The 17,219-nt window shown below is 70.7% G+C and carries 17 protein-coding genes; 8 read left to right on the top strand and 9 right to left on the bottom strand.

The genetic code is table 11. The annotated features are described in order from the left end of the window. Positions 1–377: 377 nt before the first annotated feature. The 7 genes from F9C12_RS24275 to F9C12_RS24245 form a co-directional block, all read right to left on the bottom strand. Positions 378–1,073, bottom strand: a complete 696-nt coding sequence (locus F9C12_RS24275) for a DUF6802 family protein (protein ID WP_409461944.1) — start codon at positions 1,071–1,073, stop codon at positions 378–380. Between the two features lie 88 nt (positions 1,074–1,161). Continuing rightward, a complete protein-coding gene (locus F9C12_RS24270; RefSeq protein ID WP_409461943.1) occupies positions 1,162–2,994 on the bottom strand; it encodes a dynamin family protein in 1,833 nt (610 codons plus the stop codon). Further along, complete coding sequence (gene grpE, locus F9C12_RS24265) at positions 2,991–3,455, bottom strand: nucleotide exchange factor GrpE (RefSeq protein ID WP_009085166.1); 465 nt, start codon at positions 3,453–3,455, stop codon at positions 2,991–2,993. Before grpE ends, F9C12_RS24270 begins: the two co-directional genes overlap by 4 nt. Before the next feature lie 69 nt (positions 3,456–3,524). Next, positions 3,525–4,127 (bottom strand): TetR/AcrR family transcriptional regulator, encoded by a 603-nt coding sequence (locus F9C12_RS24260; protein ID WP_409461942.1) that lies wholly within the window; start codon positions 4,125–4,127, stop codon positions 3,525–3,527. A 7-nt stretch (positions 4,128–4,134) separates the two neighbouring features. Beyond that, positions 4,135–4,614: a hypothetical protein gene (locus F9C12_RS24255; protein ID WP_409461941.1), complete on the bottom strand. Its 480-nt coding sequence runs from the start codon at positions 4,612–4,614 to the stop codon at positions 4,135–4,137. Positions 4,615–4,658: 44 nt separating this feature from the next. Further along, positions 4,659–5,252, bottom strand: a complete 594-nt coding sequence (locus F9C12_RS24250; RefSeq protein ID WP_409461940.1) for a hypothetical protein — start codon at positions 5,250–5,252, stop codon at positions 4,659–4,661. A 32-nt stretch (positions 5,253–5,284) separates the two neighbouring features. Continuing rightward, a complete protein-coding gene (locus F9C12_RS24245; RefSeq protein WP_409184136.1) occupies positions 5,285–6,829 on the bottom strand; it encodes a dynamin family protein in 1,545 nt (514 codons plus the stop codon). A 166-nt stretch (positions 6,830–6,995) separates the two neighbouring features. Here F9C12_RS24245 and F9C12_RS24240 point away from each other — a divergent pair, with 166 nt between their 5' ends. The 8 genes from F9C12_RS24240 (at position 6,996) to trmB (ending at position 14,047) form a co-directional block, all read left to right on the top strand. Further along, a complete protein-coding gene (locus tag F9C12_RS24240; RefSeq protein ID WP_409467062.1) occupies positions 6,996–8,198 on the top strand; it encodes a sensor histidine kinase in 1,203 nt (400 codons plus the stop codon). Further along, complete coding sequence (locus F9C12_RS24235; RefSeq protein WP_009085178.1) at positions 8,195–8,851, top strand: response regulator; 657 nt, start codon at positions 8,195–8,197, stop codon at positions 8,849–8,851. The genes F9C12_RS24240 and F9C12_RS24235 overlap by 4 nt, the downstream gene beginning before the upstream one ends. Before the next feature lie 235 nt (positions 8,852–9,086). Beyond that, entirely contained in the window at positions 9,087–10,022 is a 936-nt protein-coding gene (locus F9C12_RS24230; protein WP_409184135.1) for an ABC transporter ATP-binding protein, read from the top strand. Between the two features lie 28 nt (positions 10,023–10,050). Beyond that, positions 10,051–10,791, top strand: coding sequence for a hypothetical protein (locus F9C12_RS24225; RefSeq protein WP_409184134.1), 741 nt, complete (start codon positions 10,051–10,053; stop codon positions 10,789–10,791). A gap of 156 nt (positions 10,792–10,947) precedes the next feature. After that, complete coding sequence (locus tag F9C12_RS24220) at positions 10,948–11,856, top strand: ABC transporter ATP-binding protein (protein ID WP_409461939.1); 909 nt, start codon at positions 10,948–10,950, stop codon at positions 11,854–11,856. Then, on the top strand, positions 11,853–12,596 hold the full coding sequence (locus F9C12_RS24215) for a hypothetical protein (protein ID WP_409461938.1): 744 nt from the start codon (positions 11,853–11,855) through the stop codon (positions 12,594–12,596). The genes F9C12_RS24220 and F9C12_RS24215 overlap by 4 nt, the downstream gene beginning before the upstream one ends. A gap of 215 nt (positions 12,597–12,811) precedes the next feature. Further along, entirely contained in the window at positions 12,812–13,306 is a 495-nt protein-coding gene (locus F9C12_RS24210) for a hypothetical protein (RefSeq protein WP_409186834.1), read from the top strand. A gap of 21 nt (positions 13,307–13,327) precedes the next feature. After that, the gene (trmB, locus tag F9C12_RS24205; RefSeq protein ID WP_409461937.1) at positions 13,328–14,047 is read left to right on the top strand and encodes a tRNA (guanosine(46)-N7)-methyltransferase TrmB; all 720 of its coding nucleotides are present in this window, start codon (positions 13,328–13,330) and stop codon (positions 14,045–14,047) included. 102 nt (positions 14,048–14,149) lie between these two features. Here trmB and F9C12_RS24200 read toward each other — a convergent pair whose 3' ends face one another. Both F9C12_RS24200 and F9C12_RS24195 read right to left on the bottom strand, forming a co-directional pair. Continuing rightward, entirely contained in the window at positions 14,150–16,420 is a 2,271-nt protein-coding gene (locus tag F9C12_RS24200) for an FtsX-like permease family protein (RefSeq protein ID WP_409461936.1), read from the bottom strand. Next, positions 16,417–17,112, bottom strand: coding sequence for an ABC transporter ATP-binding protein (locus tag F9C12_RS24195; protein WP_409461935.1), 696 nt, complete (start codon positions 17,110–17,112; stop codon positions 16,417–16,419). The genes F9C12_RS24200 and F9C12_RS24195 overlap by 4 nt, the downstream gene beginning before the upstream one ends. Positions 17,113–17,219: the final 107 nt, after the last annotated feature.

Here is a 17,219-nt window from a genome sequence, read left to right as displayed (position 1 = left end):
AAAAGAGCCCACACCGCGAACGACAGTGTTCTTGGTGCGGGCTTCGTTGCCGGCGACCGAATGGCTTCGCACACCGGCGGAAGACCGGTGTGCGGGTTTTGGGATTCCCCGACTGTAGCCGGATGGACGGCAGGTAACCGAGAGCTGACCTGTCGGTTCTCTCACAAGAACGATAAGGGAATCGATTCAGTTTCACCGGAACGGGCCAGCGCCGAAAATCTTTCCGCGTGGCCCGCGTCGCATTCGTGCCCGATGCCGGGACCTGGTCTGATCAAGCGCGCGCGGGTGTCAACGCTGTCAGCCGTCCCCGGCCGGGAAACGGCGAACGGGCCCGGCGCGCGGCTGGACCCGTTCGTGTGACGTCAGTTACCGAGTGCTCAGTTGGGGCTGATCCACTGCCCGGTTCCGCTGTCGATCTTCGCGACGCCGCTGAGCAGCTGGGCGCCCTCGCCGCCCCAGGCGGAATCGCTGCCCGGGTCGGCCGCCGCGTGGCTCGCGCCGCCGTCGGCCTCGGTCCACTGGCCCTGGCCGGTGTGCTCGAAGGTGTGCGTGGAACCGTCCGCGCCGACCTGCACCGCGACGTCGGCCTGGCCGTCGCCGTTGGTATCGGTGAAGGCGATCGTGCCGCCGGACTTCGTCTCGACCACGGCGGTGTCGTTGTGCCCGTCGTGGTCGGTGTCGATGGTGGCGACCCCGGCGTCGACGTTGCCGTCCGGGAGGTCGGCGTGGATGTGCCCGGTGGTCGAGGTGTCCTGCGTATGCGGGTCGGTGCCGTCCGAGCCGGACTGGCCGTGGCCGGATTCGACCCAGCTGCCGCTCTGCTCGTCGTAAACCGCCTGGTCCACGACGTGTCCGGACGCGTCGAGCACCGCGTAATGGTCGGCGACGCCGTCGTGGTCGGTGTCGGCGAACGCCTGCGCGGTGCCGTCGTCGTGCTCGACGACCGCGGTGTCGGAGACCCCGTCGTGGTCGGTGTCGTAGTTGACCTCGGCCTGGTACTCCTGGCCGTCGACGTGGACGGTCAAGGCCTCCGGGCCGGTCGCGTCGGTGCCGCCGCTCTCGTCGACCCACATGGGTTGGTCCCCCTTAGTACGCCGGGTCTGCCGTTTCTCGCTCGGTATGACTCACGTTAGGCCGGTTCGGTTCCCGTCCACAAGCCGATCACGCACCAGCCCGATCGCGGACCGTGCGGATGCGGGCCAGCAGCGTTTCGGCTCGGGTGTGGCCCTCGGTGACGTCCTTGAGGCGTTTCGAGACGATCGCGATCTTCTTCGCCCGCTCCTGCGCGCTCATCTTGATCGTCTGGTCCACCTCCTTCAGCTCCGCCTCGATCGCCTCGATGCGGCGGCCCAACGCCTCGTCCAGGGCGAGCGACAGTTGCTGTTCGGCCTCGATGAGCTGTTCGGCGATCAGCTGGTCGAGCGTCGAGCGGGCGTCGGCGATCGCCTCGACCAGCCATTGCTTCAGGTGCTGTTTGTCCGAGGCGTGTTTGCGGGTGCGGGCCATCCACCAGCCCGCGCCGAGGCCGATCACGATCGTTGCCGGCAGCACCACCGGGTTGAGGATCGCGACCCCGGCCAGGGGCAGCGCGGCGATCTTCCCGGCGCCGACGCCGCCGGAGATGCCCATGAAGACCAGCAGTTTGTCTTCGGCCGTCGGCGGTTTCTTGTCCGGCGGGCGCAGCACGACCGGCGGGCCGCCGGCGCGGGCGAACTGGGCTCGGATCACGTCGAGTTCTTCGGTGGAGAACAGCTCCGACAGCGCCGTGTTCGTCACCTGGTTCAGCCGCTGCGACAACTGCATCGACACCCGCTGCGAAGCGGTCTGCAGCGCGATGTCCACTTCCTGCGGCAGCGCGGCCAGTTCGTCACGCTTCGCGGCGTCGATGCGTTGCCGGAAATGCGCCTGGGCCTCGCGCATTTCGCGGCTGCTCTCGTGACCGATCTCGACCCGCGTGCGCTGGATCTCGCCGCGCAACCGCAGTTGCCAGCCCCGGGTGGAGGTGCGGCGTTGGGACTGAAGATCGTCGCGGCGGGCGCGGAGTTGTTCGGCTTCCGCTTCCCCGGCCGACAGGGCACGGCTTTCCGCCTGCAGCTTCGCCTTGATCCCGGCCAGCGCGCTCGACAGCGAGCGGAGCGTGTTGGCTTCCTTGAGCATCATCGACCGGCCGACCAGCAGTTCCTGCAGTGCGACCTGCACCGCCGCGATGCCGGACTTCTCCCGCAGCATGGCGGCGACCTGGTCGTTCGGCGCCTTCGCGGCGGTCTCGAACACGCGCGCCGACACCGGGTGGAAGACCGCGTCGGCGAACCGCGGCGCGTGTTCGGCGAGCAGTTGCCGGTCGGCTTCCAGGATCTCGCGCCAGCCGCGGAACGCGTCGGTTTTGGCCAGCACGAACACCACTGTCTCGACGCGGTCCGCGACCTCGCGCAGGAACTGCAGCTCGGTCGAGGTGAACGGGGCCGACGCGTCGACCACGAACACCAGCGCGGTCGCGCCCGCGGCGGCCTCCTTCGCGAGTTCGCCGTGCAGCGAATCGAGCCCGCCGACGCCCGGGGTGTCGACCAGGGTCAGCCGTTCCAGCAGCGGGACCGGGCCGGAGACCTCGACGTAGCGCGGCGGCAGCTGTCCCGGCGGCAGTTCGTGCGCGGCGGACACCCAGTCGACCAGTTGCGTCAGGTCGAACGGGACCGGCGCCAGCTGCCCGGGATAACAGGCCTGCGCGCCCCACTGCGGCGCGTGCTCGAAAACGAGGTAGGTCGCGGTGGCCACGTCAGCGTCCACAGGGGACAGTCCCGGGGTCGCGAGCAGGGCGTTGACCAGCGAACTCTTGCCGCGGTTGGTCTCGCCGACGACTACCACGGACGGTTTCTCCGAACGGGCCTTGCGCTGGTCCTCAACCCACTTCGCGGCCTGCGGATCAGCCTCGCGGACGACGCCGAGCAGTTGTTCGCGAGCGGCCTGGACCTGTGCGGGAAGCGTCGGTGCGGTCACTGCGCCCGCTTCGCGTAGACGGTGACGATGGGCGCGCGCAGCAGCCGGTCCTGGTCGGCGAACCCGACGACCTCGGTCTCCGCGACGACGCCTTCCAGCTCCGGATCGTCGGTGGGCACCGCGCCGCCCGCTTCGTGGCGCGCCGGGTCGAAGCGCTCGCCCTCGGCGCGCAACGCGGTGACGCCGATGGCGGCGAGCCCGTGTTCGAGCCGCTCCACGACTCCGCTGCTACGGGCGCGGTCCAGCGCGTACAGGCAGAGCTGGATGAGCGCCTGCCGGTCGGAAAGCGCGCGTTCGAGGTCACCCGGGGCAGCTACGAGGTCCACATCGGGATCCGACGCATCCGCCGCGGCGGCGGTTCCGTCCGCCTCGGCGATGATCCGCGCGAGTGCGTCCGCGCTGATCTCGCCGGTCGGCGCTTCGGCCGCGTCGCCTGCTTCCTCGTGGCCGAACCACGCCATCGAGCCCCTCCCCTGGTAGTCCCCGTGATTCCACCAGTTTGCGACACCTCGGCGCGCGGCGGGGGCGGATCACTCAGACGGGCCGAGAATCCGCCTCAGCAGCTGCCGCAGCACCGCCTGCTCGTGCTCGACGTCCAGGTCGGGATCGAGGCTCGCGCGGGAAAGCAGGGCGTCGACCAGCGCGACGACCCAGTTGCCCGCGTCGCTCGGGGCCAGCATGGGGGAGAAGCGGCCGGTTTGGACGCCGCGCTCGATCAAGCCGACGAGACCGACGCGCATGACGTCGTCGTTGCTGCGGATCAGCTCGGCGAACTCCGGATCGCGCGCGGCCTGCGCGGCCGCTTCGAGGATCAGCCGCACGACGCCGGGCAGCACGATCGCCGCGGACATCCGCTCGACCACGGCGAGCACGGCTTCCCACGGGTCGGCCATTTCGACCGCGGCGGCGAGCAGTTCCTCGTTGTCGGCGGTGTCGGCCTCGAAAATGCCGACGAAAACCGCGCGTTTGCTGGGGAAGTAGTGGAACAGGCTGCCGGAGCTGATCCCGGCGGCGCGGCAGATGTCCGCGGTGGAGGTCTTCTCGAAACCGTTGCGGGCGAAGCAACCGGCGGCCGCGTCGAGAATCGCGCGGCGCTTCGCCGCGTGCTTCTCCGGGTCGACCGTCCTCACCACGGGGACATCATCGCTCAGGCGGCGGTTCGTCGAGCCACGGGCGGCCGTGCGCGGTGAACGCTTCGGCCAACTGCTTCCGGGGCAGGTCCGTTTTCTCGCGGGCGATTTCCCGGTCGTTCTCGCCGAGCAGCACGAGCTTGCCGTCGTCGACGAAGACCGCGGTGAGGGGAGCGTCGATGCGCCGGCGCCGTTCGCGTCGTTCGAGGGTGACGCGCGTGGCGGACACCGTGACGATCAGCCGGTCCCACGCCCAGACCCAGGCGAACGCCACCCCGAGCAGCAGGCCGACGACGACCGCGCCGATCAGCCGCCACGGCTGCGGCACCGAATGCAGCAGCCGGAACGGACCCTGCACCGGGAACCAGGTCAGCGACGTGATCCAGCCGGTGAGCGACTGGACGCCCCAGCCCAGCAGGGCCCCGGCGACCGGACAGGCCAGCCAGGAGCCGCGGCGCACCCACACCGGTTCGTCGACCACGGTTTCCATGGGGATCATTATTAGACCGAGTACTCGGTTTATCAAAGTCGGGGTCAGGCGAGTTCGCGGATCAGCGACCGCATGGCCGTCTCGAGCGCCGGAACATCCGCCGCCAGCCGGGACGAGACCAGCAGCTGGTGTTCCGCCGTGCGCAGCCATACCCGGCCGGCGACCGGGATCTCCAGCACCGACAGCCGGAACGGCCGGGCGCGGCGGCCCAGTTCCACCTCGGTTTCGCGGACTAGCCTGCCCAGCCGTTCCCCGGCGAGGATCTGGCGGCGGTGGAAGCCGGACGAGACCGGCCGGCGGGCCGCGGCGAAGTGTTCAGCCGCGGCCGGGGCGAAGTGCTGGGCCGCGAGGTCGATCGCCGAACCGTCGCCGGGAGCGGGGCTTTTCCGGCGGGTGCGGGCGGAACCGCGCTCGCGCAGGAAGGACAGCAGGCCGTTCCACCACGGTTCCCACTGCGCTTGCACCGCCGCGCGGTCGAGGGCGGGCGGGACGTGCACCGGCACGGCGGGCTCCACCGGCGGCAGCAGCTGGCCGTCGGCGACCGAGAGCGCGAGCACGTCCCGGAGGAACAACGCCACGTCGACGTCGTGGTCGCTCCCCCAGTTCACCCGCCACGAGGTGGTGTCCTCCAGCCGCACGACATTCAGCCTACGCGTCGCGGCCGAGTTGTTTACTGTTCGCGAATCTGTTGCCAGATCAGGAAATAGGCGCGGTGCACGACGTGGGCCACGCGGCTTTGCGCCGGAGTCGCGCCGAACGACGCGAAAGACCGCCACCAGCCCGCGCGTTCCAGCGCGTGCGCCGCCAGCTCCGGACGCGGGGCCCCGGGAAGGCCGAGTTGTGCGCCGATGTCGGCGTTGCTGCCGACCCGAAGCACCTCTTCCGCCAGGTCTTCCGGCATTTCCACGGCCCCGGACGCGACGAGCGTCAACGCTTCCAGCAACCGCAGCTGATGCGCTTCCGGGCGGGCCAGCAGCACCTCGATCGCGTCGTGCACGCGCTGCCGTTCGCCCGGGTCGCCGGACGCGTGCGCCAACGCGGTCACCGACGCCAGCGCGGCCGCGGCCTTGATCCCGTCCGCCCGCGCGGCGAACACGATCGAGAGCCGGCGGCGTACCGCGTCGAGTCCGGAGAGGTCGAGAAGCTTGCGGCGCAAGGCGCCCGCGGTGATCTCCGGTTCCGCGCGGATCGCGTCGACCGCGCAGCGGATTCCGAAAAGGTCGAGTTTCTCCAGCAGCCGCAACCGGATCCCGGTCGGGACGGCGCACTCCCAGCTGGTGAAGATGTCCGCCGCGATGAGCATGGTTTCGAGGACGTCGTCGTCAAGCGCGGCGAGCTGGCCGAGCGCTTCGGCGTCGGCCGAGGTGAACCCGCCGGACTCGGCCGATTCGGCGATCAGGCCGATCACCGGCAGCACGTCCGCGACGCGCGGCTTCAGCGTCGCGGCCTGCTTCTCGGCGAGCAGTTGCGCGGCCTTCCAGACGTCTCCGCCGGAGCCTTCGACGGAGTCCGCGACGATCGTGTCCGCCTTGTTCAGCACGGCGATCGCGTTGACCGGCCCCGCTTCCCGGCTCGCGGTCGCGGCGGTGAACGCGGCCAGCGCCTGCTGGTCGTCCGCACGCACGCCCTGGGTCACCACGTACAGCACGGCCTCCGCGCCCGCGACGGCGTTGCGCGAGGTGTCGTCGAGGTCGTCGGAACCCTCGTCCTGCTCGGCCGCGCCCAGCAGCTGCTCGGTGCGCGACACCGACGCGGCGTCCAGCGAGCCGAGACCCGGGGTGTCGATCACCGTCATGTCCTGCAGCACTGCGTTGGTGAGGTACGCCTCGAGGTGCGAGACCTCGGAGATGTCGACGCCCAGCTCGGCCGGGATCGACCCGTCCGCGGCGAACGGCAGCACCTGCTTGCGGCCGTCGAGGAACACCACCTCGACCCGGTCGACCGTGCCGTACTGGAACCGGGTGACCAGCCGCGTGCACTCGCCGACGTCGGTGGGCGCGACCCGCCGCCCGATCAGCGCGTTGACCAGCGTCGACTTGCCCGATTTGATCCGCCCGGCGACCGCGACCTGCAGCGGCGCGCCGAGCCTGCGCAGCACCTCGGCGAACCCGGCGGCGGTGCGCGGCGACACCTGGGACCGCAGCCGGTGGCACAGCTCCGCCACCGACGCGGACAGTGGGCCGGCGAGGCGTCCCCGTTCCGCCGTTCCCGTCACCGCCCCGGCCCCCTTCCGGCTCGTCCGCTCGCCCGTGCGGGAATCGTCGCATGCCGGTCATCCTCCGGTCGCACCGAAGGTGCTACCCGCGACCGACGCGGCATCCGGTGCCGCGACCTACTGTTGACTCGTGCGACGGCTCAGCCTCTGGATGCGTGCCCACCCGATGGTGGGGGACTCGCTGCTGGCGCTGTTTCTCGCCGCGTTCGACATCCTGGTGTTCGCCACCGGCGGCCTCGAGCCGGAACTGCCCGGACCGGACTGGTACGTCGCGATCCCGATCGACCTCGCCGTAGTCGCGCCGCTGGTGTTCCGCCGCAAACGACCGGTGCTCGCCGCGTACGTGGTGTACGTCGTTTCGTACGCGCACAGTGCGCTGGACCTCGGGGTGTCCGGCCTGGCCGCGCTCGCGATCAGCCTCTACTCGGTCCAGGTCTACGTCGGGCGGAAGCAGGGGCTGCTTTACGGCGGCGCGTTCGTGGTGGCCATGGCCGTCACCGCGATCGTCAAACCCGAGCCGTCGATGGCGGCCCAGTTGCTGTTCAGCGCCTTCACCATCGCGTTCTGCTGGCTGCTCGGCGAGTTCATGTACGCCCGCCGCGCCTACCAGCGCGAGCTGGAGGCCCGGTTGCACCTGCTGGAAACCGAACGCGACCAGGCCGCGCGCATCGCGGTGGCCGAGGAGCGCGGCCGGATCGCCCGGGAACTGCACGACGTGGTGGCGCATTCGGTGAGCGTGATGGTCGTGCAGGCCGACGGCGCGGCGCTCGCCCTGAAATCCAATCCGGAGCTGGCCGGACGCGCGCTGGGGACGATCTCCGAAACCGGCCGCGGCGCGCTCGGCGAACTGCGCCGGCTGCTCGACGTGCTGCGGGGCGACCGCGGCGACGACGAGCCGCGGGTGCCACAGCCGGACGCGACCGCGCTGGGCGATCTCGCCGAGCGCATGCGCGCCGCGGGCGTCCCGGTGGATCTCTCCCTCGGCGACGGGCTGGACCACTTGCCCGCCGGGGTGTCGCTCGGGGTCTACCGGATCGTCCAGGAATCGCTCACCAACACGCTCAAGCACGCCGGGGCCGGAGCCAGCGCCGCGGTGCGGGTGCGGCGGACCGGCGACCAGGTCGAGGTGCTCGTGCGCGACGACGGCGCGGGCCGGGCGCGGCGGCTCGAACAGGTCGGCCCGAACGGGGCGAACGGGGCGACGGCGGCGGCCCGGCAACCCGAGCCGCGGCTGTCGGTCGCGGGCGGGAACGGATTGATCGGGATGCGGGAGCGGGCGCACGTGTACGGCGGGACACTGGAGGTGGGCCCCGCCGCCGGCGGTGGCTGGCAGGTGCGAGCGGTGCTGCCGGTTAGGTTGAACTCGTGATCCGAGTGGTGGTCGTCGACGACCAGGAACTGATGCGCGTCGGGTTCCGGATGGTGCTGGGCGCGCAGGCCGACATCGACGTGGTCGGCGAGGCGGGCGACGGCGCGCAGGCCGTGCGGATGGCCGCCGAACTGCGGCCCGACGTCGTGCTGATGGACGTGCGGATGCCGGTGCTCGACGGCGTCGAGGCGACGAAACAGATCGTCGCGGCGGGCACCGCGCGGGTGCTCGTGATGACCACCTTCGACCTCGACGAGTACGTCTACGCCGCGCTGCAGGGCGGCGCGTCCGGCTTCCTGCTCAAGGACACCCAGCCGGACTACCTGGTGTCCGCGCTGCGCTCGGTCGCCGACGGCGACGCGGTGATGTCGCCCTCGGTCACCCGCAGGCTGCTCGACCGGTTCGTCGGCTCCGGCGGTTCGGAAATGCGCGATCCGGCCGAACTCGACGTGCTGACCGACCGCGAACGCGAGGTGCTCGTGCTGATCGCGAAAGGCATGTCGAACGTCGAGATCGCCGAGACGTTGTTCCTTTCCGAGGCTACGGTGAAAACACACGTCGGGCGGATCCTGTCGAAGCTCGACCTGCGCGACCGCGTGCAGGCGGTCGTCCTCGCCTACGAAACCGGGCTCGCCCGGCCGGGGATCGGCTGAACCGTCCGATTCGGACACTGTCCACACCGGACCCGCCGCGGATTCCGCCGTGGGGTCCTTGGCGCTCCGGGCAAAGTTCAGGGTCGGCTCAGGGGCATCCCCCATCGCGCTCCACCCTGCGACCCGGTTGGGTACTACTCAGGTCGGGTAGCCGGTTCGGTCCACGGGATGACGCGAAAACGGCGGCGCTGAGACAGGATGAATTCCGTTAGCACCGCCGTAGAGGGAGCAGGGGATGATCGAGGCAACAGGTCTCACCAAGCGTTACGGGAGCACGCTCGCGGTGAACAACCTGTCGTTCAGCGTGGCGGCGGGGAAGGTCACCGGATTCCTCGGCCCGAACGGCGCCGGCAAGTCCACCACCATGCGCATGATCCTCGGCCTGGACAACCCGACCGCGGGCCAGGTCCGGATCGGGGGCAAGCTCTACCACGAGCTGAAGGAGCCGCTGCGCACGGTCGGCGCGCTGCTCGACGCGAAATGGGTGCACCCGAACCGCTCGGCGCGAGCGCATCTGCAGTGGATGGCCCGGTCCAACCGGATCCCGCCGGCGCGGGTGGAGGAGGTGCTCGACACCGTCGGGCTCACCAGCGTCGCGGGCAAGCGGGCGGGCGGGTTCTCGCTCGGCATGTCGCAGCGGCTGGGGATCGCCGCCGCGCTGCTCGGCGACCCGGAGGTGCTGCTGTTCGACGAGCCGGTGAACGGCCTCGACCCGGAGGGCATCCTCTGGATCCGCAAGTTCATGCAGCGGCTCGCCGCCGAGGGCCGGACCGTGTTCGTGTCCAGCCACTTGCTTTCGGAGATGGCGCTCACCGCGACCGACCTCGTGGTCATCGGCAAGGGCCAGCTGATCGCGCAGTCCACCACCGAGGAATTCGTGGCGCGGGCGGCGGAAAACACCGTGAAGGTGCGCTCGCCGCAGCTTCCGCAGCTGCGCCAGCAGCTGATCTCCGCCAGCGCACAGGTCGCCGACGCGGGCGAAGCGCTCATTGTGTCCGGAATGGACAGTGCGAAGATCGGTGAGATCGCCGCTTCGGCGAACCTCGTGCTGCACGAGCTGAGCCCGCAGACCGGCTCGCTCGAACAAGCCTTCATGCAGATCACCGGCGACTCCGTCGAGTACCACACCGGGCTCGAGGCAGAGGCGCGGCAGGCCGCGGCCATCCGCTGACCACACTCTCGTTGGGAAGAGAAAACTCATGACTTTGCTCGCGGTCGAACGCATCAAGCTCTTCACCACCCGGTCGCCGTGGTGGTGCGCCCTCGTCGCACTCGCGCTCACCATCGGGTTCGCCGGCCTCATGGCGGGCTCGCTGCCGAGCGGGGAGACGATCTCGGTCGCCAACACCCAGGTCGGGCACCAGTTCGGCATCGCGGTGATCATGGTGCTGGCGGCGCTCGCGGTGACCACCGAATACCGGTTCGGCACGATCCGCACCACGTTCCAGGCGGTGCCGAACCGCGGCAGCGTGCTCGTCGCGAAGGCCACCGTGGTCGCGCTGCTGTCGTTCGTGATCGGCGAGATCGGCGCCTTCGCCTCGTGGGGCCTCGGCTACGCGATCCGCCCGTCGGACTCGGTCGCGCTGAACACTTCCGCGGACTGGATCAACGTCGCCGGCGTCGGCGTGGTGTTCGCCTTCGCCGCGATCATCGCGGTGGCGGTCGGCACGCTGATCCGGCACAGCGCGGGCGCGCTCTCGCTGCTGCTGATCTACGTGCTGGCAGTGGAAAACCTCGTCCAGCTGATCCCGACCGTCGGCCAGAAGATCCACGAGTGGATGCCGTTCACCGTCGCGGAGCGCTTCCTCGGCGGCGTCCGCCAGGTGCCGGGAGCGCCGGAGGCGGCACTGTCGCAGTGGGGCTCGCTGGCCTACTTCGCCGGGGTGGCCGTGGTGCTGCTGGCCATCGCGATCGGCGTCGCGAAGAAGCGCGACGCGTAAAGACCCACAGGGGCGTTCGGACGAGTCAGGCGGGGGCCGGCGGAGCCGAACAAGGGGAAAAAGGGAAAAAGGGGAACAAGATCCGGGTCGCCATTCGGGGGGCGGCCCGGATCTTTTCGTTTCGGTAGAGTTCGGGGCCACGAGAAGGGGGACGGCGTGCTCGAAGCGACTGGGCTCACCAAGTCCTACGGCGACACGGTCGCGGTGCGGGACCTGACGTTCACCGCGCGGGCCGGTCGCGTCACCGGATTCCTCGGCCCGAACGGGGCGGGGAAATCCACCACGATGCGGTTGCTGCTCGGGCTCGACGCGCCCACCGCGGGCACCGCGCACATCGAGGGCAAGCCGTACCGGCAGCTGACCGATCCGCTGCGCACGGTCGGCGCGCTGCTCGACGCGACGTGGCGGCATCCGGGCCGTTCCGCCCGCCAGCACCTGCGGTTCCTCGCCGCGACGAACGGGCTGCCGGACCGGCGCGCCGACGAGGTGCTGGAACTGGTCGGGCTGTCCGCGGTCGCGCGCAACCGCGCGGGCACCTTCTCGCTCGGCATGCTGCAGCGGCTCGGCATCGCGAGCGCGCTGCTCGGCGACCCGCGCGTGCTGCTGTTCGACGAACCGGTGAACGGCCTCGATCCCGAGGGTGTGCACTGGGTCCGCCAGCTGCTGCACGGGCTCGCCGCGGAAGGCCGCACGGTGTTCGTGTCGAGCCACCTGCTGCCGGAAATGGAGCAGACCGCACAGGATCTCGTCGTGATCGGCCGCGGCCAGCTCATCTACCAGGGCACGATGGCCGATTTCGTGGCGCGTGCCGGTTCGCGCGGGGTCCGGGTGCGCACGCCGCACGCCGACGCATTGCGCACCGCGCTCACCGAGCGGCGCGTGGTTTTCACCGAGGAATCCGGTGCGTTCCTGGTGTCCGAAATGGACAGTGCGGCGATCGGCGAACTCGCCTTCGCCGCGCGCGCCACGCTGCACGAGCTGAGCCCGCTGGCCGGTTCGCTCGAGCACGCCTACCTCGAATTGACCGGGCAGGCAGCCGAATTCACCAGTGGAGGTGCGCGGTGAATCTGCTGCGGGCGGAACGGATCAAGCTTTTCAGCACTCGCGCGCCGTGGTGGTGCGCGCTGATCGCGGTGGCCGCGCCGATCGCGTTCACCGCGTTGTTCCTCGGGCTTTCCGGGGCGGAAATCACCGCGGACGTGAGCAATACTCAGCTCGCCACCGGCACCGGCCGCACGGTCGCGCTGGTTCTCGCGGTGCTCGCCGCGACGGCCGACTTCAACTGGGGCACGCTGCGGCTCACCTTCCAGGCGGTCCCGACGCGGACGCCGGCACTGCTGGCCAAGGGCGCGGTGGTGCTCGCGGTCTGCGCGGTGCTCGGCCTGCTCGCCGGCGTCGGCTCGTGGGGCATGGCGCATCTCGTGCGCCCGGACGCCGATCTCGGCCTGCACTCCGGAGCGGATTGGCGCGTCGTGTTCGGCCAGATCCTGACCTTCGCGCTGACCGGACTGCTCGGCGTCGGCGTCGGCCTGCTGCTGCGCAGTTCCGCGCTGGCGCTGGCGATCGTGCTCGGGTGGACCCAGCTGGTCGAGGGCCTGGTGCTGCTGATTCCCAAGATCGGCAGCGACCTCTACCAGTGGATGCCGTTCTACGCGGCCTCGCAGTTCGCCGGTGGCGATTTCACCAGGACGACCCTGAAACTGTCGCCGCCTTTCGGTCCGTGGGGTTATCTCGCGTATTTCGCGGCCATCGCCGCGGTGTTGTTCGCCGCGGGCGTGGTCACCGCGAATCGGCGGGACGCCTGACCTGCACGTGCACATTCCCGAGTGCGCGGAGAGCATTCGGATTAAATCCTCGTAAACCGGTGTGGCTTCTCTCACACGGAGCGGACATACTGTCAGAAACCCACGGATATTCACAGCAGAGCCCCGTCTCAGCTCTCCGGAGGTGAACCGTGACGGTGGACGTTGATCACTTCGTTTCCCGCGACGCTGCGGTACCGACCCCCCGCCTCGAACCGATGCTGGACCTCGAATGGTCCCAGGCGATCGAACTGCCCCGGTTCGCGCTGCCCGCGACCCGGCCCGCCGAATTGCGCCAGGCGTGGGTGCATCGCGCCCCCGAGGACGCGGTGCTCGGGCTGTACCGGCGGGCCAGCGGCACCGACGACGTGCTTCCCGCGCCGTGGTGGCTGCGCGCGGTCGCGAGCGGACGGCTCGAATCGCGCGAACTCGGCTTCCGCATCGAGGACCGGGTGGCGCAGCTGCTCGGCAAGCGGATGGGCTGGGAGTTCGTGCCCTGGGCGGCCGACGGCGAATCCGGGTACTGGGAGTTCATGCCGTCCGAACGCGGCAAGTCCGGCCATTCCATCCCGACGACCGTGCTGAACACCGACCGGCACGACGGCTGGATCGACGTGTTGCCGGCGCATTCCGGCCGCGCGCCGGAACCGGTGGCGGTGGCCGGGCTCGCCGGACTGCGCTCGCGGCTCGGGGAGTTCGAAGCGGTCCGCTGACCCGATGCGTATGTTGTCCGGGTGGAAAACGAGGACCAGCCACGGCTGCGCAGCGTGGTCAGTTACGTCAAACGCGGCGGCCGGATGACCGTCGGCCAGCAGCGGGCCTGGGAAGAACACTGGCCGCGGCTCGGCCGGACGGTGTCGGAGCTGCCTTCCGGGCCGGTCGACTTCACCGAGTGGTTCGGCCGCGAAGCGCCGGTCATGCTGGAAATCGGCTCGGGCATGGGCGAGACGACCTCGCAGCTGGCCGCCGCCGCGCCGGAGCTGAACTACGTGGCCGTCGAGGTGTACGACCCCGGACTCGGGCAGCTGATGCTGCGCGCGGAAAAGCTGGGCGTGACGAACCTGCGCCTCATGCACGGCGACGCGGTGGTCCTGCTGAACTCGCACGTCGAGCCAGGCACGCTGTCCGGAGTGCGGCTGTTCTTCCCGGACCCGTGGCCGAAGAAGCGCCACCACAAGCGACGGATCGTGCAGCCGGATTTCGTGGCACTGATCGCGTCGCGGCTCGCGCCGGGCGGGACTTTCCACATGGCGACCGATTGGGAGCACTACGCCGAGCAGATGCTCGAGGTGTGCTCGGCGGAACCCGCGCTGCGGAACCGGTACGCCGACGAGCCGGGCGGCTGGGCCCCGCGGCCGGAGTGGCGGCCGGTGACGAAGTTCGAACAGCGAGCCGACCGCGAGGGGCGGGTTTCGCACGATCTGATCTTCGAGAAGCGCTCACCCCTGGGCTAGCGAAGCGACGAAGGGCCGTCGCCGGGTTCCCATCCCCGGTGACGGCCCTTCGCTTCCTTCACCCCCGGTGCCGCCCCTCCCCCGACGAGGGGCGGCCGCCAGTCATTCGTCGGCCAGTGGCTCCGCCTGGACCCGCTTCAGCGCGGGCGTGCAGACCGACGCGCCGAGCAGCGCGACCCCGATTCCCAGCACCACCGGCGCGGCGATCCACGGGCTGAACACGACCGACCCCCGTTCCATCGTCGCCATGAACAGCCCCAGCCCGACCACGACGCCGGTCACCCCGGCACCGATCGTCGCCACCAGCGAGGGCAGCGCGGCCTCCATCCGCAGCGCCCGGGACAGCACCCGCACCGGGGTGCCCGCCGCCATCAGCGCGCCGAACGTCCGCCGCCGGTCCATCACCGAGCCCGCCGTCGCGACCGCCGCGCTGCAGCCGGCCAGGATGCCTGCCGCGACGAGGCCGATGACGGTGACCCGGCGCAGGTCGCTGAGCTGCACCTGCTGTCCGTAGAGGTGCTGCTCGCGGCTGCCGATTTCGTTCCCGACCGCGTTGGGCACCAGCGCGGTCCGCACGACCTCGCGATTGGCTTCGGAGGTCGGCACGACCAGGGTGACCTGGCTTGGTTGGACGCCGGCGGGCACCGCGGACGGATCGAGCACGTATTCGCCGTAGTTGTTGTGCTTTTGCGGGTGGTAGGTGCCGGTGGCGACCGCGCCGAGCGGGGTGCCCGTGCTGTCCTCGCCGCCGTACCGCGCGACCCGCAGGTTGTTCGTGTCCAGCTGGTACGGGGCGTAGAGCCCGACGCCGGGCTTGCAGTCCTGCTGGGTGATCCCGAGCCGGGTCAGCTTGGCGGCATCGGCGCAGGTCATCACGTACGCCCGCTGCATCGACCGGTAGTTCCCCTCGCCCTGCATCACGTAGACGCTGGCCACCGGGACGACGCGTTCGGACAGTCCGGCCTTCGCGAGCGTGGCGTTGGTCCGCTCGGCCGCTTCGGGCGCCCGGTCCGCGGTGACGTCGACGTACAGCGCCGAGTCCACGTACTGGCGTCCGCCGCCGGCGAGGGATTCGATCGACGGCAGCAGGGTGAGCGCCATCGACCCGGTGAACACCGCGAGCACGATCCCCGCCGAAGCCCGGTAAGACCCCTTCGGGTCGTTGCGCAGCCGACGTCCGGCCAGCAGCGACGACGGCCGCCGCCAGATCCGCACGAACGTGCCGCCGACCGCCGAGGTCACCCACGGTCCGACCACCATCGCCGAGGCGACCACCAGCAGCAGGCCGAATAGCACCAGGTTGCCGCTGCCGCCGTTGCGCGTGCTGAAAACGGTGTAGAAGAAGAACAACCCGGCCGCGGGCAGCGCGAGCAGCCGCCACCAGCGCAACGGCTTCACGGTGTGCCCGCCGGTCGCGAACAGCGGCGTGCGCACCACCCGGCGCAGGCCGAGCACCCCGGCGAGCACCACGAGCAACGGGACCAGCAGCACGGCGAGCACAGTCAACGCCACCGGCAGCGAGAAGTCCGAGGCCAGCCAGGTGCCGCCGTCCCACGGCACGAACGTGGCCAGCCCGCGCAGCGCCGGGCTCAGCAGCAGGCCGAGCAGCGCGCCGACACCCGCGGACAACCCGGTTTCGGCGGCGACCATCGCGGTCACCTGCCCCGGTGTCGCTCCGGCCAGCCGGATCGCGGCGAGCCGCTGTTCCCGGCGGGCGGCGGTGAGCCGGGCCGACGACGCGACGAGCACCAGGCTCGGCACGAGCAGCACGATGATGCCGACCCAGGACAGCACGGTAAGCAGGCTGTCCGGATGACCTTGGCCGAACGGGAAGGACGCGGCCGGGAAAGCGTCCTGGCCCGGCTGGTCCTTGTGCCCGTACGGGCGCATCTCCTGCGGGCTGTGCCCGACGAGCGCGACGAGCTGCTCCGGGTACCGCAGCGCCTCGTCCCCGAACGCGGCGACCGGTTTGCCGAAGCGGTTCCCGAGCTGGTCGGCCGGGGTCGCGGTGAGCAGTTTCCCGAGCGCGGGCGACACGATCGTCTCGCCGGGGCCGGGCAGCCGAGGGATGCCCGCGGGCAGCCGCAGCGAGTCGGCCGGCCCGATGACCGCGATGTCGACGCGGGCGACCTGCTTGCCGTTGAAGTAGTCCTTGGAGGAGTTGACCAGCAGGGTGTTCTGCTGGCCGGAGTCGTAGCGGCCGCTGCTTTGCCACAGCGCCCGCTGCTCGCGCGCCTGAGTGGCGTACGGCAGGGTCGCCAGCAGCAGCACGAGCCCGGTCGCGACGGCGACGCCGACCGCGGTGAGGATCGCCGAGGTGCGGGTCCGCCGGTCGCCGCGCAGCACCCGCATGGCGAGCTGGAACGGGTTCATGCCGCGAGCCTCGTCGCGATCAGGCCGTCGCGGATCGCGACCGTGCGCGGCATCGACTCGGCGAGTTCGCGGTCGTGGGTCACCACGAGCACCGCGGCGCCGGACGCCTGCGCGGCGGCCAGCAGCGCGTCCATCGTCTCGCGGCCGGTGCGGGTGTCGAGCGCGCCAGTCGGCTCGTCGGCGAAGATCACCTTCGGCCGGTGGGTGAGCGCGCGGGCGATCGCCACGCGCTGCGCCTCGCCGCCGGAAAGCTCGCCGGGAAGCCGGGCCTCCTTGCCGGCCAGCCCGAGTTTGCCGAGCCATTCCCGTGCCGCGGCGATCGCCTCGCCGCGGGTTCCGCCTGCCAGCAGCGACGGCAGCGCGACATTTTCTTCGGCGGTCAGCTCGGACACGAGCATTCCGGACTGGAAGACGAAACCGAATTCGGTGCGCCGCAGTTCGCTGCGCCGCTTTTCGCCGAACTGGTCGATTCGCTGTCCCTGCAACCAGATCTCGCCGCTGTCCGCGCGCAGGATGCCCGCGAGCACGTGCAGCAGCGAGGTTTTGCCGGAGCCGGACGGGCCGACGATGGCGATCGCCTCGCCCGGCTGGACGTCGATGTCGATTCCGGCCAGTGCGTGCTGCTGCCCGTAGCGCTTTACCAGCCCGCGCCCCGACAACACCGCTCCGGCGCTCAGGTGTGGATTCGTCATCCGCCAGCTCTCTCCCTGTCTCCGTCATGCGTCTTCGATTGCGACGGAAGGCAGCTTCGCGGATCCGGGCGGGTGTCCACTTCGGGCAGACGGCCGGTCCCTGCCCT

Origin of the sequence: Amycolatopsis sp. GA6-003 (assembly GCF_046267895.1) — a bacterium.
GTDB lineage: Bacteria > Actinomycetota > Actinomycetes > Mycobacteriales > Pseudonocardiaceae > Amycolatopsis.
This window is presented reverse-complemented; position numbering and strand designations above follow the sequence as displayed.